Raw genomic sequence first — 15,092 nt, forward strand, 5'->3', positions numbered from 1 at the left:
GATTGAGGAGCCGTTCTATAGTTAAATTCAACACTTTTTACGATATAGAAAAAACCTCGACAGGCATAAAGCCAATCGAGGTTTGAAGCATCAGGTTACATCATCCCGAAGCGCGTCAATAATATTTTCCTTCTTTATTTTTCTAGTGGCATATAGCATTGAAGTGAAGACTACAAAGAGCACGCTGAACACGCTGATAGTCATACTTCCCCAAGGGAAAGCAAATTGAATATGATCCGCCCCGCCAGCCACCATTCCTTTGTGAATCAGCCAAGACGAGATCGCAGCTAGCGGTAGCCCAAACAACAGCGCCCTCATACCGTAAAAAACACACTCGAAATTCATCATCTTCTGAAATCCCCGCTCAGACATCCCCACCGAGCGAAGCATGGCAAGCTCCCGTCGACGCAGCTTGATATTGGTAGAAATCGTATTGAATACATTGGCCATCGCAATCAGTGAAATCATGATGATAAAGGTGTAGGCGAACACATGAACAATAAATATAATATTTCGATTCTCATCCAGCATTTTATACATATTGTACAGGTTGTACTCGGCTGGCTTAATTCCCGCCCCCTGAATCATCGGCTCCATTTCGGCCACCGTTTGTGTCGGATTCTTTGAACGAAAAGTCAAGCCCTTGATATCTTCATGAGCATCAGGCGTTTCAAACCTCTGTTTGAGTGAATAAGGAGCCATCGCAGTGAAGAAATACGGCTTGGGCTCATATTCTTCTACAATTGGCAGAGTATCCGGCGGCACAGTCTCTACAAATGTAATGCTGACCGTTTGGCCCTGTTCCCTTTTTGGCCCGCCATCGGTTGCAGGAGAGACGTTAGCGTTCAGGGAGGAAACCGTAAACATATTATTAACGGAGTCAGATGACTGCGGCTGATTACTGTCGTCTTGCATTTGAGCAACAGCGATTAGTTTTGCATTTTGCCCGGTATATTCTTTGGCAGGCAGTCCCACGGTGTTAAGAATATTCAGGTAGGTGGCATCATCCAGAAACTGGATTTTCATAGATAAGTCAACTGCTTCATTGGACGAACGCAAACCCGCATACTCCCGGTAATCATCTGAAAGATCGCTTGCTCTTGCTGCTAAAGAATACGTCATCAGCGCTTGATATGAGCTCTCGTATACCCCTTTGGTGGTTTTTAGCTTGTCATACAGCGCCAACATTTCATCATCGTCCATATCCTTTGTAGCAATGGCAATATCATAGGTAGTAAACATAGCCGCCTGCTCCGATGCCTGTCTCAAATCCGTTACAAAAGCATGGGTCGATATAAACAACACGATGCTTAAAACAAGGGACAGCACAATGCTCCGATAGCGTTTCTTATTCCTTCTGAAATTTTTTAGCGCCAGCATCCCTTCCAGACCATAAATACGTTGTACCCATGTAGAGGTTCTCACCGCTTTGGCTTCAACCTTGACCTCGTTTGTCTGACTAATACTCTCCATCACGGGGGTATTTGCTGCCTTTCTAGCGGGGATATAGGCCGAAATCAAAATTGTGACCATACTGACCAACGCCGCAAGAACAATCGCGGAGATGGATACCGTCAAGGTTAAGGATACACCGGTGTACGCAATGCGCCCAAAATTCCTCGCTACCATCGAAATCACAAGCCCTATGCAGCCTATGCCAACGATTACGCCAATCGGTATACCAACTGCACCAATACAAAAGCCCTCAAACAACACCGAGTTTCGCAGTTGTCTTGATGTGGCTCCTACCGATGAGAGAATCCCGAACTGACGCGTGCGTTCATTCATAGAGATGTTAAATGCGTTATAAATTAAAAAAATCGATCCTGTCATAATAATGGCGATCACAATGCCTCCAACCGAGTAAAGAAGCAGGTTGAACACGTTATCGTTTGAAGCACCCAGAAAGCGCAGCACATTATCGTTCAAAATATAAGGCTGGCTTTCAGCTATGCTGCTTGCATATGCGTGAACCTGGCGCGGGTTGTTCAGCGTGACAAACAAACTGAGGTCATCAGCCGCATCTGCGTCATCTGCCGCTGTAATCAAGGTATACCCTGGCGTAGAGGCTTCCTCAAAGCTGGGGCTTTGGGAGATGCCAACAATCGTATAAGTCTTCTCGTCCTTTGGCACAAAGTCTTCTTTGCCGGATTGATAAGGATCTTGCTGACCTAAATTTTTATTTCCGTCCATGCGGCTTCCAACCTCAAGCGTGAGCTCTTGGCCCACCTTAAGATCAACGCCGCCGCTGGCAGCAGCACTCCCCGGAACAACAATTTCCTTACTGTTTTCTGGCAGCCTTCCGGAAATGAGGAAGATCGGTAAAGCCTTAAAGGTCTCCTCGCTGTACCCGGCTACAAAAAGATACGGCTTTTGTGGATTGTCCCCTCCGTCCAGCTTGGCGTACCCGATATTCTCAAATGTTGCCGTATTTGCAACTCCATCGTCATGAATTCGTTCCTGTACAAAAGCCGGGGATACATTAAAAAAACCGACGTGCCAATTCCCATATTTCTGAGCTGCTCCGTTAGCCATATAGTTCATTAAGGAAACACCAAAGGTAACGACTGCCGTAATCATGGCGGTAGACAATATAACCCCGATCACCGTGACAATCGTCCGGATACGACTCTTTTTCATGCTTTGCAGGGTGACTTTGTTTAAAATGTTCATGGCCGCATCGTCTCGTCTCTCACAACCTTGCCGTCTGAGATGCCGATAATCCGGTCTGCCTGCAGGGCGATATTTTCATCATGGGTGACCAGGATCAGGGTCTGCCCGTATTTTTTATTACTCTCTTTCAACAGCTTGATAATTTCATGTCCATTTCGGCTGTCCAGGCTGCCTGTAGGCTCATCGGCCAGCATGACCGCCGGAGCATTCATTAAAGCCCTTCCTATGGAAACACGCTGCTGTTGGCCGCCTGAAAGCTGGTTGGGTAAATGCGTTCTCCGGTCCTTTAGCCCAATCATCGCAAGCAGCTCATTTAATCGCTCCCCGTTAACCTTGCGTTTGTCCAACAGAATAGGCAAGGTCATGTTCTCCACTACATTCAGTGTAGGAATCAGGTTGTGAAACTGGTAGATCAGCCCCACCTGCCGTCTGCGGAAGATGGCTAGTTTCTCATGGCTCTGCGCATATACATCCTGCCCGTTCAAATACACCTTGCCACTTGTCGGCATGTCCACACCACCGATGATATGAAGCAATGTTGATTTACCGGAGCCGGAGGAGCCAACAAGTGCGGTAAACTCTCCCTTCTCGATGGTAAGCGAAACGTGGTCCAACGCAGTAACTTGATTCTCGCCCTTGCCATAAACCTTGCAAAGATTTTCAATTTTTAAAAAATCCATGATGTGAGTCTCCTTTTATGGTTTACCCATATAATAGAACTCTGGACTTACATCTTCGTGACTTTCAAGTGAGAGATTCGTCACTTGGGGAAACGAAGGACAAATTTGGCACCGCCCTGCGGATGATTATTGGCAGTTATCGTCCCTCCCTGTCTTGTTATAATCATTTTGCAGAGTGAAAGTCCAATTCCATAGCCCGCAGCCTTCCGATTTCCCCCTCGATAAAACCTGTCAAACAAGCAGGGCAAGTCTTCTTTCTCAAAACCCGAACCACTGTCATGGATGACAATTTCGGTATACAGAGGGTTGTCCACACAAGTAATTTCAATCTTCCCGTTTTCGCCTGCACTTTCTATGCCGTTTTTGAGAATATTTTGTATGGCTTCGGAAAGCCATTGTGAATCCCCCTGAATCGTTAATCCCTTCGGTGATTGAATGTGCAAATCAATATTATGGAGCTCCAACGGAATGACAAACGGACGAACCGCGGCAGAGATCAGCTCGCGCACCTCGATCCGGTCGCTTTGGAACACAACAATTCCCGCGTCCAGCCGGGACAATTTGAGTAGGGAAGTAATCAGCCAATCCATCCTTACCAGTAATTCCTCCGTTTGCCTTATGAATGCTTTCCGTTCGTTCTCATCCCGGCTGCTTGCTAGCAAAGACAAGGTGAGATTCGCAGATGTCAGCGGGGTTCGGAGCTGGTGAGCTATATCGGCCAGCGAATCAGCCAAATGTTGCTTTTCCTTTTTCAGAGCTTCGTTTTGCTCCCGTATGCGCAACGTCATTTTAGTAATCTCACTATGGAGAATAGAAAGCTCACCCTCTTCCGATTCACCAACATATAGGAGATCATCATGATGCAGCACACGGTCAATTTGATTGGATATTTGCGCAATGCTCTTGTACCGGGCACGGGTAAACGTGAAGAACGCCATGCCAAAGACAGCGGCGGTAAAAATGGCAAGGCTGCCCGCTGCTGTATTGATTGCAAATCCCCATATTATAGTGAGGGTGGCCATGAGGGAGAACAGGATAGCAAACTGTCTGAACTCTTTATTCCGCAGCATATTGTCCCCCTAATCTATATCCTGTCCCCCGAACGGTGAGAATAATTTGCGGGCTAGCCGGGTCATTTTCGATTTTTCCCCGTAAGCGTTTTATGTAAACAGTCAATGTATTATCATTAACAAACTCGCCTGCAGCATCCCATAATTCGTCAAGCAGTCTGTCTCTGGTAATTATACTTTTGGGGTTGTTCATGAACACTAGCAGCAAACGGTATTCTAAAGCCGATAGAAACACCTCGCTGCCGTTTTTTCTCACCACACCGCTCCCCGTATCTACCTGAAGCTCGCCGATTTGAAGGACCGACCCGAAATGCCCGCTTTTTCGCAAAGCGGTTCTAATCCGGGCAAGTAATTCTCGTGGACGAAAAGGCTTGGTGATATAATCGTCTGCCCCCATGTTCAGCCCGGTAACCACACTCGACTCATCCCCCGAAGCCGTCAGGAAAATAACCGGGACATCCCCTTTTGCTTTGATTTCTGTGCAAATTGTAAAACCATTGCCGTCAGGCAAAGAAATATCAATCAATGCCAGGTCAAACTTATTCCCGTCAAGCGCGGCAAAAGCCTCCCTCCGCGTAGGGGCGTGTATGACTGTAAATTCCTCCGAACGGAGCAACAAAGTCAGGTTTTTAGCGATTGCCATATCGTCCTCAACCAAAAATATGCTTGGCATTAGTGAGACCTCCGTTTCCTTCATTAACCACGGTATCACAAGCCAACTGAAAAACAAAGAACCCTCAACGTTTGGCTTGCGCTTTAGCAGCCTTAGAAGAAGGTGGGGTTCGTAGCTCTGGCAAATACTAATAAATCGCTATTGGCCCATAAGGACCAGCAAAAATTTCTATTTTTGTCTCAAAGATATCGGTCAGAATTTCAGGCTGCATGACCTCTTCCACCGTTCCAAAGGCGGCAATACGTCCCTTTTTCATAGCGCAGATTCGATCCGAATACTTGGCCGCAAAATTAATATCATGCATTACAGCCAAAATGGTTCTGCCAAATTCACTGGCAGCACGCCTTAAGTGCTCCATCATTAGAACGGAGCGAGCCACATCCAGATTGTTCAGAGGCTCGTCGAGAAGTACATACTCCGTCTCCTGGCATAACACCATGGCTACATACGCTCTTTGCCTTTGACCCCCGGAAAGCTCATCCAGATATCTATTCTCCAGATCGGTTAATTGCAAGAAATCAATGTACTTAGAAATAATAGCCTCATCTTCTTGGGTCAGTCTGCCTTGGGAATACGGAAACCGCCCAAATCCGGCAAGCTGTCTGACCGTAAGTCTCGTTACAAAATGATTTTCTTGTCTCAGGATCGTCAGAATTTTGGCCAAATCGCGTGATTTGGATGATGAAACATCCATATTCGCCACATGAATTTGCCCTTCATCCAGGTTCAACAATCTTCCGATCATTAATAAAGTGGTAGACTTGCCTGCCCCATTGGGTCCGATCAAGGAAGTCAGACCCGCCTTGGGTATTTCTATATTCAGTGGTCCTATCTCCACACCATCCGCATATTTCTTTCTCACATGATTGATCTGTATCATAAGGCACCCTTCCTTAGTATCACAATTAAAAAGGTGATTCCGCCAAACATTTCAATAATAATCGATACCACACCTTGAGCATTGAAGACATGATACATAATAAAGTAGGCACCCGTTAAAATTAAGAAGCCTATAGCAAGGGACATTGGAAATAGGTATCGATGATCATAGGTTGGAACGGCTTGATAGCTTAAGGTAGCGACCAGAAACCCAAAAAAGGTGAGTGGACCCACCAAAGCGGTGGAAATAGCCATCAACACCGAAACCAGAATAAGCGTATAAATCACGTTCATTCTGGGATTGCCCCCCAGGGTAGTAGACACATCCTGGCCCAAGGATAATACATTTAATCTTCTGGAGTTCGCAAACAGCAGGATCGCCACAATAATAACTGCCGGGATAACAAATGGAAAATAAGCCGCATCTGCATGATTGACGGAAGCAAACAATCTGGCCTGCAAAATATCAAATTCAGATGGCGCCAGCAACCTTCTCATAAAGGACGATATCGATCTTAGCCCTGTCCCAAGGATGATGCCCACCAATAGCATGAGTTGTAAATTCCCGTATTTCCCGGACAGCAGCCACCCATACAGGATCAAGCACATCAAGACCATAGCGGCTACCTGGATGGCAAAGGATTCTAAACCGCTGAAGTTCACAAGAGCAGCAGTACCGAAGAAAAAAATAGTACTGGTATGAATGGTAGAGTAAATGGCTTCAAAGCCTAACAGCGATGGAGTAATAATCCGGTTATTCGTAATGGACTGGAAAGCAACGGTGGACAAGCCCTGGCATACTACGGCAATCAGCATAGCGGTAAGAGCTACCACCCTTCTTGTCACAACGGGGATAAAAGAAGGAGAAGTTACGGGTACCGGATTGTTGTACACCAGGAGTCCATATGAAGCTAGCGCGCCCAGGGCAAGTAGCCCGGCCAGCAGTATCCAGTAACGTCGTTCTTCTTTTTTCGTGCGAAAAGCTCTGGCTGATCTCTGTTTATTGCTACCTACTACTAATTCGCTCATCTTAGTCTCCCCTTTGACCTCCTTTGCCTCAGCAAAATAGCAATGAATACGACGGCCCCCACGGTCCCAAGGATCAAAGAGACTGGCAATTCAAAGGGCATAATGATGGTTCTGGAAATAATATCGCAAATCGTAATGGCCCCCATCCCGAGCAAACATACCCAGGGCAGATTACTTCTAAGATCATCGCCTCTAAACATGGACACAATATTGGGAACAATTAATCCCAGAAACGGCAAGTTCCCAATCACCGCCGCTACAATGCCCACCGCTAAAGAAATCAGACATGTGCCAAAGAGAACGATTCGATTGTAATTCACCCCAAGGCTTGTAGCCACATCCTCTCCAAGTCCGGCTAAGGTCAATTTATTGGCATAAAAGAAGACAAAAACCGTAATGATAACAATGAGCCACAAGTATTCATATCTTCCTGCCTGGATCGGCGCAAAGGACCCTACAAACCAGTTCTCAATACTCTGACTTGCCTGGAAGACCAGCCCAACGAAGGTCGAAAATGCAGAAATGACAGCACCCAGCATCAGCCCAATGATGGGGACAATCAGGGATGAACGAAGCTTAACTCTTCTTAGAAAAGCAAAAAAAATCATCGTTCCCACAAAAGAAAAAATGATTGCGCCTGTCATTCTCAAGACTAAGGATGGTGCAGGAAAAAATAAATAAACCGCAAGCAGTCCCAAACCCGACCATTCAATCGTTCCCGTGGTGGTAGGCTCAACTAGACGGTTCTGGGTAATCAACTGCATCACAAGCCCAGCCATCGACATGGCCGCCCCCGTGAGCATCAATGCAATGGTTCTTGGTACACGAGTGATGAAGAACATTTCCATTCCATCCTCTTGCCCCCGAATATCATAGACCCCGGTAAACAGGGATAAGATGCCCAGCAAGAGAACAGCTAGAACCGCTAATATAAAAGGTGTTGTCCATATCTTGTTACGGTTATGACGTTGGGGTTGAGAATTCTCAACCCCAGTCATAGGCTGTATAGCATCGTTCGACACTTTGGTTATACTCCTTTACTTAGCTAAGGCGTCAGAAAGGCTTTCAAACAACTCTATAAAAGTCTCAATGGATTCATTGGTATAGGTGTCTTTTGGCGCATACACAATCCGGCCTTCCGTTACCGCAGTGGTGTTCTTAAGGGCAGGTGCATTATCAATAACATCCTCGGCTGGCACGGCTTCGGTCTCTGAAGAGATGGAAGCATCACGATCCAGTACGAACAACCAATCAGGATTGCTTTGTGCGATGGCTTCCACCGATACCTCATCCCCCTGGTGATCTGCAGTCGCACCTTCTACTTCTAACGCCGGAGCCCATCCAAAAATATCATATAACGGTCCCCAAACACGTCCGGAGTGAGGAGCAGCGAATCCGATATTTCCGCCAGAAACGATAACACTCATCACTTTATCCGTGCCATTGTAGGCAGATTTCGCCTTTTCCAAAGCTTGATCAAAATCGGCTACCAGTTGCTCAGCTTCTTTGTTTTTATCAAAAATTTTCCCCAGGTTAATCGTAGAATCCTTGAATCCATTAACCAGGTTCTCACCCGGTGCAGCAGCCTTCTCGGAAACATCAAAATTCAAATCAATAACCGCCGCATTAGGCACAAGCTTCTTCACATCTTCATAGAAGTTACCAAATCTTTGCCCAATAATGACAAGCTCCGGCTCTGCAGCCGCGATCAATTCCAGATTGGGTTCACGATGATTACCGATATTTTGAACAGATTCATCCTTGACGTACGGCGAATCTGCAGGCATAACATCCTTTGGAGCGGCAGCTAATTTTACGTCCCAGCTAGCCAGAGTCTCAAAGGTCCTGCTATCCAGTGCAACAACATTTTTAGGATTCACAGGAACCGTAACCGTGCCATGAGCATCCGTAATTTCGACCGTAGCCGGCGTCGCTACCGCTTCAGTACCAGCATCACTGGCATTAGTATTAGCAGGCTGTGCCGCTTGATTAGCTTCTTTATTTGTATTCGAGCATGCTGCCAGCACTAACACCAGCAGAGCCATCATCATAATCAATTTTAAAGAAAAAGACCTCTTCATATTTACATATCCTCCCCAGAATATATTGTTCTCTTGTAACGGTAATGATAATCATTTTCAATAGAGCGCTCTGTCGGTTAGTATATCTGTTAATGATATGAAAATCAAGACTTTTAAGGGAAAATATCGGGGGAATCGTGAATTTGAGTAGGAGTAAGTCTCCCTATACCTGCTCCAGAGAGCTAGCGCTGTCAACTACTTTTGGCACAGGCCAGAGTATTTTTCCAAACATTATACCCAGCAGGCCGATCATGGCAATCACTATGCCGAAATTCAGGAAGACCCGCGCGGGACCTGCAGCTTGTACAAGAAGTCCTCCAAGCAGGGGCGCTCCAACCATAACCATCCCTAAGACGGTGTTCTGAATTCCAAACACACGACCGATCATATGCGGAGGTGTTTCTTTTTGCAAACAATAGTTAAATGTAACCACGAACATGCCGTTCCCGATGCCTAGCACGAATCCTAGTATTATTACAGGCAACACGGAAATCCCGGCGGGAAGCAATCCCAGCCCTCCAACGGATACACCAATCAACGTATAACCGACGCCAAACTTCCAGTCATAACCACTAGATCGGTTCGTTTTATTCATCGCCACAATAATGAGGATAGCTCCTGCCCCCGATGCCGCCGCCATCCAGCCGAGCAAAGATTCCTGATTCGGCGCAATCGTCCGGAAAAGGCTGGTAAACTGAAAGTCGATCATCTGGATTGCCAGAGTCCCGATTAACCCGAACAACATAGTAATCAATAGCAGTCGGCTGTGCAGGATAAAGCTCCACCCTTCTTTCCACATGGTCCCTACCGGAACTCGCTGCTCAGGCGAAGACACAGACCGATTCTCCCCCTCCATCGCTCTCCTGCCATCTGCCATCTCTGGATTCTTGACGGTCAGCAGCAGCAGATAAGAAACCACTCTGAAGCAGGCACACAGCAAAATGCACCACTGCGGCGACAGGAGTGACAAGACAAATCCGCCTAATAAAGGGCCCGCAATTTTGGAGCCCTGGTTCACGATTCCGTTGAGTGAGGTGGCCTGAATCAACTGATCCTCTCTGACTATGCTGCGTGTCAACGATTGCTGTGCGGGCAAATTTAACGTAGAGATAGCCGCCCGAACCATAAGCAGAGGAAACAGCCATAACATATTTGGAGCCAACAATACCAGCAAGGTCAGGACTGCCGTAAGCAGATCACAAATACGCATCAGTTGCAGCTTGTTCAGCCGGTCGGCAGCAACACCAGCAATGGAGCCAAGCAGGATACTGGGCAATGCATTGGCGACCGGAATCAGAGCCAGCATCAGTGGGCTGGCCTGCCAGCGATAACCCACAAGCACCTGAATAGCCAACATGTCGAACCAGTCGCCAAAGGTTGCTGCGGCAAAAGCGGTATATACTCGCATGAATACTTTGTTACGAAGCAGGCTTGCTCCTGCTTGTTTTGAGCCCATCATAATCATTCCTCCGAATCACAGTAACATCTATAAGTGCGAGTTCAAAAAGTCGGATTTACAGGACCGAGAAGGTTGGATGAAGCTAGGGACTGAGTAGCGCAGCGTACGTAGTGGGTACGTGAGCAACTGAAATGTTTCTGAAGGAAACATACTACGGAAGCATATGCTGGTCCCGGGTGAATTCAAGATTCGACGCCGAATCTACTCCTCGAACAGCTTCGTCCTGGAAAGATGACTTTTTGAACAACCTCTATAAGGTACGATATTACTTTAGCAACGAAATATCAGAGGATGATCAGAAGGAATTAAGAGCGTTCACCATCGTAGCTTCCAGCAAGCCTAACATTTTTTTCAAGCCAATTCGCTCTTGCTCTTTATCAAAAATATCGGTGTATTTCTGCTGCAATGCTCTTTTTGCGGGAAACATGCCACAGTAATGAATAATTCGATACAGGGCATACAGCTTTATCGGCACGAAACCGGACCTGTCTATCACCTGGAGTCCCTCGTCCAGCAAATCCTCTGCTTCACTCCATGCCTGACGCCGTAACCCCCACAATCCCTTGACCACCTTGTAACCGCCGATCTCACGTAGAAAAGGCTTGGTGGACAAAATCCCAACTTCAATAGCCTCCGCCATATTCTCCAGTTCGTGATCCTCCGCTCCTGCAACCAGGTGGACAAACATCTCCGTAATGGCCGTTAGCGGGATGAAATTCTCATAATCTGGTTCGATGATCACGGTATGACTCAGCTTCAAGCGTTCCAGTGCTTTATGCGGTTCTCCCGCCAGCGTATACAAATCAAGTATGTTGAGAATCTCCATCTCTCTATGCTGCGCAGGAGGCAATAATTTCTTCTCAAGCACTTGCTCACAGAATGCCAGCCTCTGCTTGGGGTTCCCCGTAAAAGCATAAAACAACACCAGCCAATATAAGCGTTCGTTGAGCGGAACATCGTCCGTATTCAGCAGCCATTCTATGTCTCCCTGTATAAAACGGACATAGACGGAATAGAACGGGTCCAGTTCATATCCAAGCACATCCTGTTGTCCTGCCAGCGTCAGCATCGAACGGCCCTGACCATATTGGTGGTATATTCCGAATAATCCCCGCATAGTCTCATGCAGTTCCGGGTCCCGGCTGGTGGGGTTCGCTTCACCTGGATTCTGTACGGCCAGACTATAGCCGAATCCACGGACGGTCTTAATCTCCAGAGCTACAAAAGGATTGAGCTTCTTGCGCAGCCTGTATATATGGTCATCTACCGTCCGCTCTACTGGATATTCCAGTGGCCACACTTTATCCAGCAGCTGTTCCCGGCTGAATGTACGACCATTGTTGCGGTATAGAAATTGTAATAGAGCGAACTCCTTAGGCAGCAGCTCTATCGTTTTGCCTTCTGCACTTACTGTATATTCACTTGCGTTTAATTTCAGTTTCATCCAGGCAATCCTTCTTTCCAATGGACAGTTTCATGTCTCATTTTCATTCATAGTTATAGGTTATAAATCGCCATCTTTGATTACCTCCCTCTTGAATTTTGGTTCCTTAAGTAGCAAAATAATTTTATTTTCAATTGTCTCCATGTCTCACCTCTACTTCTACTAAATAATACTTTTTCAGAGAGCTTAAGTGTTGTGGAATCTATCTCTGTTCCATTTGGAATATTATCTTGAGTTACATCATCAAAATAAAGTTTCAGAGCTTCTTTTGCCATTTTCATTGCTTCTTCTATTGTACATCCACATGTTATACATACATCCAGGTAAAACTGGAAAAGTGAAATTAATTCCATCCTCAGCAAAGTTGAAAATTGCATAATATCTAAGCTGCATTATTTCCTCCTAGATTTATAAGTTTACGTGAGAGATATAAATAAACGCTAAAGAAAAACCTTGAATGACACGAGGTCAATCAAGGAATTATTCACGCCCTTCCTTATTTGCTTTAATCACTATTGAATTTACATTATTATTTGCTTGAATAATAAAGTTGTCCTCCCAAACAATTTCGAGATCATTATCTCTTGAATATGGTGGGATTTGAATTTTTCTTTCCAGTCAATCCTCCAAATAGATATGTAGATTTTACTACTCGTCACCGACTTTTTTCATTCAAATTAGTCCATCTGCATTAGTCAATGATGAAATAATCATCTTCAATGATGCCATCAAAATTAAATAAAATTTTATGAATACCTACATTCTTTTTTTTGTACCTAAATAGGAATTGTAATTACTATATGGTTATGGTTAAAATCTGGGTAGTTACCAAAGGTAACTGAAACTGCTTGAATACTTACTTCTAAGTCAAAAGAACCGAAATTGGGAAAATTATCCTCAAACTCTTCCGGTTCCTCTTCTCTGTACAATTGAATGACTTTCCAAAAAAATCAACTGCTTTATTTTCTGCTTCAGTTTTATTCATCCAGTTCTTGATAAACTCTACATCCAAATAATTAGTCATATCATCCCTCTATTTATGAGTTTTTTCATAAAAATCGAATATAATATGTCCCGACTTTTATCATTTCCTAAAGGCCTTTTATATTCACCTGTCCTTTACTTAAACTTTATAGGTATGTGTTCGCCAGATTCTAGCAATGCCATTTCCATCAAGCTATTTTTCAGGGCCATTAGCTGTTTGAATTTTTGTCCAACCTTGTGATTTTGCATAATTCCTCAACTCGGTAGCTGTCATAGTTTTAGATGAATCAAGACCAATATGTTTTTTGTCGAATTTGCCTTATACAAAGTTGTCCCGCCGTAAACAAATATAATAGCTGAGTTCACCTTAAATCCAACACTCGATAGATCAAAACTAATTTTATCTAAATCTCCTATGGTAAGTTTGGATAAGTCTTGACCTTTCTCTCGCATACTTTGCAAATTAAACACAACATAGGAGCTATGGCTCAAAGAAGCCTGATCCAATCTTTGGAACGCCTTGGAGCCATTGTACCATAGTGAATAGTATTGCTGTGCCTCATAGAACGTCTCTTCGTAATCTACAAACTTAAAATTAGGATTTTGTTTTCTAAATTCTCCTAACGTTAGCGTTGTTATATCTGGACTCGATCAAAATCCTGCTCCTGCTTCATGTCTATTCCCACTCGGATCCACATACTTAAGTGGATTATTTACCACATACGAATACCGATTCAAGCTCAGCGGATTATCGATACTCCCCTCATACGGGTCCTTGGAGACGAATCTACCAGCATTCGGGTCGTACCAGCGGGTGCGCAGGTATTGCAGGTCGGTGGTGTCTCTTCCTCCATTTCCGGGTTGCCCCTCCGTATCCATTTTTGCTCGTTTATAGAAAACGAATATCTAAATTAGTTGTCGTCAACCATACCGAATGAAAGTATATGAATATCTAGGCGAATTCCTAATTTGCTCAATAAAATGATAGTTTCACTAGGAAGTTCAAACCCAATTTGACCATACTCAGAATTAATGTAAACTCCGATAAAGCAATCTTCACAATGTTTTATAACATTGTGAATTCCCCTAGCATCTATTCGATTTAATAATCGAGACAATGTTTTGGATACTTGCTCTCCTTCCTGTATAGGCTCCTTATATAACCACCGGCTAGCATCAGATTTTTTTTTCAGTGTTTCACTAATCATTTGCCCCTTCTCTATGGTAGTTGTGGGTAACAAATTTAAACTAGAACTAATTTCGCCTTTAGTTAGATTACTGTTAACAATTCCGAGTGTACAGCTTCCCTTTATATTCAAAAAATTTGCCCCTCTCTTTTTATCATATAGGTCAAGGGATTTTTACTCATAGCTATAAGCTTTCCTGAACCCCCCAGTCGAACTGGGGGGTTTCTGATACAAAGAAGACCTTGAGGATTGCCGCCCCAGGTCTTTGAATCATTCGTCAAATTTGTTGAGCCAATACATCGACTTTTCTGTACTAGGCAAGGATTTAAGTACATCTAATGTTTCTTTCTTTTTTAGTTTAAGTGCATTTTGTAGCTTTTCGGGAGCTATATCTCGTATATCTTCCAACATACAGCACCCTTCAAACAATTCGATTGTTTCCTTATTCGCATTATTTTGTCCCAGAAGTTGTGCTACATAAGGACGGTAAAGATACGCATATGCATCTTCAAATGTTATTGCCCCTTCAATTGACTTTGGAAGTAATGGATAGAGATTTTTTTACCGTTTGCATCCACACCATCCTTGTAAATCTTATTCCACGTTCCAGATTCTATTGCCCGTAATTCCTCTAGCAATTCTCCATTGTTCACTTTATTTTTCACAGTTCCGTTTTTAGCACCTGAGAATCCTTGTGGATATAGAGGTGAATCTTTAATTGATTTGTATACATTTTGCAATGCACAGTTATGAACCCATACCCCAAGGTTAGAAACAAAGTAAGAATTAAAGTCCGCAACCTCAAAGTTATAAACCGTTGCTTGTCTTGGCTCTTTCTCAACCTTATCTATTGCAAGTTTAGAACCATCACTCGAAACAAGCAAGTCTCCAACTCTCAGGTCTTTTACGAACGTCCATCCCTTGCCATCCAAC

14 protein-coding genes and 1 pseudogene are annotated in these 15,092 nt (G+C 44.6%); all 15 read right to left on the bottom strand.

Features of this window, described 5'->3' with window-relative positions; translation table 11 throughout:
* Positions 1-90 precede the first annotated feature (90 nt).
* Positions 91-2,673 (bottom strand): ABC transporter permease, encoded by a 2,583-nt coding sequence (locus tag C557_RS0106420; protein WP_018751017.1) that lies wholly within the window; start codon positions 2,671-2,673, stop codon positions 91-93.
* Positions 2,670-3,353: an ABC transporter ATP-binding protein gene (locus tag C557_RS0106425; RefSeq protein ID WP_018751018.1), complete on the bottom strand. Its 684-nt coding sequence runs from the start codon at positions 3,351-3,353 to the stop codon at positions 2,670-2,672. Before C557_RS0106425 ends, C557_RS0106420 begins: the two co-directional genes overlap by 4 nt.
* Before the next feature lie 80 nt (positions 3,354-3,433).
* Complete coding sequence (locus C557_RS0106430; RefSeq protein WP_018751019.1) at positions 3,434-4,423, bottom strand: sensor histidine kinase; 990 nt, start codon at positions 4,421-4,423, stop codon at positions 3,434-3,436.
* Positions 4,410-5,096 carry a response regulator transcription factor gene (locus C557_RS0106435; RefSeq protein ID WP_018751020.1) on the bottom strand — a complete coding sequence of 229 codons (687 nt, stop codon included), beginning with the start codon at positions 5,094-5,096 and terminating at the stop codon, positions 4,410-4,412. The genes C557_RS0106430 and C557_RS0106435 overlap by 14 nt, the downstream gene beginning before the upstream one ends.
* A 127-nt stretch (positions 5,097-5,223) precedes the next feature.
* Complete coding sequence (locus tag C557_RS0106440) at positions 5,224-5,976, bottom strand: iron ABC transporter ATP-binding protein (RefSeq protein ID WP_018751021.1); 753 nt, start codon at positions 5,974-5,976, stop codon at positions 5,224-5,226.
* The gene (locus C557_RS0106445) at positions 5,973-7,004 is read right to left on the bottom strand and encodes an iron chelate uptake ABC transporter family permease subunit (protein WP_018751022.1); all 1,032 of its coding nucleotides are present in this window, start codon (positions 7,002-7,004) and stop codon (positions 5,973-5,975) included. The genes C557_RS0106440 and C557_RS0106445 overlap by 4 nt, the downstream gene beginning before the upstream one ends.
* The gene (locus C557_RS0106450) at positions 7,001-8,002 is read right to left on the bottom strand and encodes an ABC transporter permease (protein WP_085979052.1); all 1,002 of its coding nucleotides are present in this window, start codon (positions 8,000-8,002) and stop codon (positions 7,001-7,003) included. Before C557_RS0106450 ends, C557_RS0106445 begins: the two co-directional genes overlap by 4 nt.
* A gap of 39 nt (positions 8,003-8,041) precedes the next feature.
* Positions 8,042-9,085, bottom strand: coding sequence for a siderophore ABC transporter substrate-binding protein (locus tag C557_RS0106455; RefSeq protein WP_018751024.1), 1,044 nt, complete (start codon positions 9,083-9,085; stop codon positions 8,042-8,044).
* Positions 9,086-9,248: 163 nt separating this feature from the next.
* Complete coding sequence (locus C557_RS0106460) at positions 9,249-10,544, bottom strand: MFS transporter (protein WP_018751025.1); 1,296 nt, start codon at positions 10,542-10,544, stop codon at positions 9,249-9,251.
* A gap of 295 nt (positions 10,545-10,839) precedes the next feature.
* Positions 10,840-11,988 carry a winged helix-turn-helix domain-containing protein gene (locus C557_RS25560; protein ID WP_018751026.1) on the bottom strand — a complete coding sequence of 383 codons (1,149 nt, stop codon included), beginning with the start codon at positions 11,986-11,988 and terminating at the stop codon, positions 10,840-10,842.
* An 80-nt stretch (positions 11,989-12,068) separates the two neighbouring features.
* Positions 12,069-12,365, bottom strand: coding sequence for a type II toxin-antitoxin system HicB family antitoxin (locus C557_RS23060; protein WP_205621595.1), 297 nt, complete (start codon positions 12,363-12,365; stop codon positions 12,069-12,071).
* Positions 12,366-13,650: 1,285 nt separating this feature from the next.
* A pseudogene (locus C557_RS24410) lies at positions 13,651-13,815 on the bottom strand (RHS repeat-associated core domain-containing protein); the annotation flags it as partial.
* Between the two features lie 68 nt (positions 13,816-13,883).
* Positions 13,884-14,291, bottom strand: a complete 408-nt coding sequence (locus tag C557_RS0106490) for a DUF4279 domain-containing protein (protein ID WP_018751029.1) — start codon at positions 14,289-14,291, stop codon at positions 13,884-13,886.
* A 138-nt stretch (positions 14,292-14,429) separates the two neighbouring features.
* The gene (locus C557_RS25665) at positions 14,430-14,690 is read right to left on the bottom strand and encodes a DUF3969 family protein (protein ID WP_083930090.1); all 261 of its coding nucleotides are present in this window, start codon (positions 14,688-14,690) and stop codon (positions 14,430-14,432) included.
* On the bottom strand, positions 14,675-15,092 hold a 418-nt coding region (locus C557_RS25370; RefSeq protein ID WP_040676513.1), incomplete at its 5' end, for a polymorphic toxin-type HINT domain-containing protein. The genes C557_RS25665 and C557_RS25370, both read right to left, overlap by 16 nt.

This window comes from Paenibacillus sanguinis 2301083 = DSM 16941, from assembly GCF_000374825.1.
GTDB lineage: Bacteria > Bacillota > Bacilli > Paenibacillales > Paenibacillaceae > Fontibacillus > Fontibacillus sanguinis.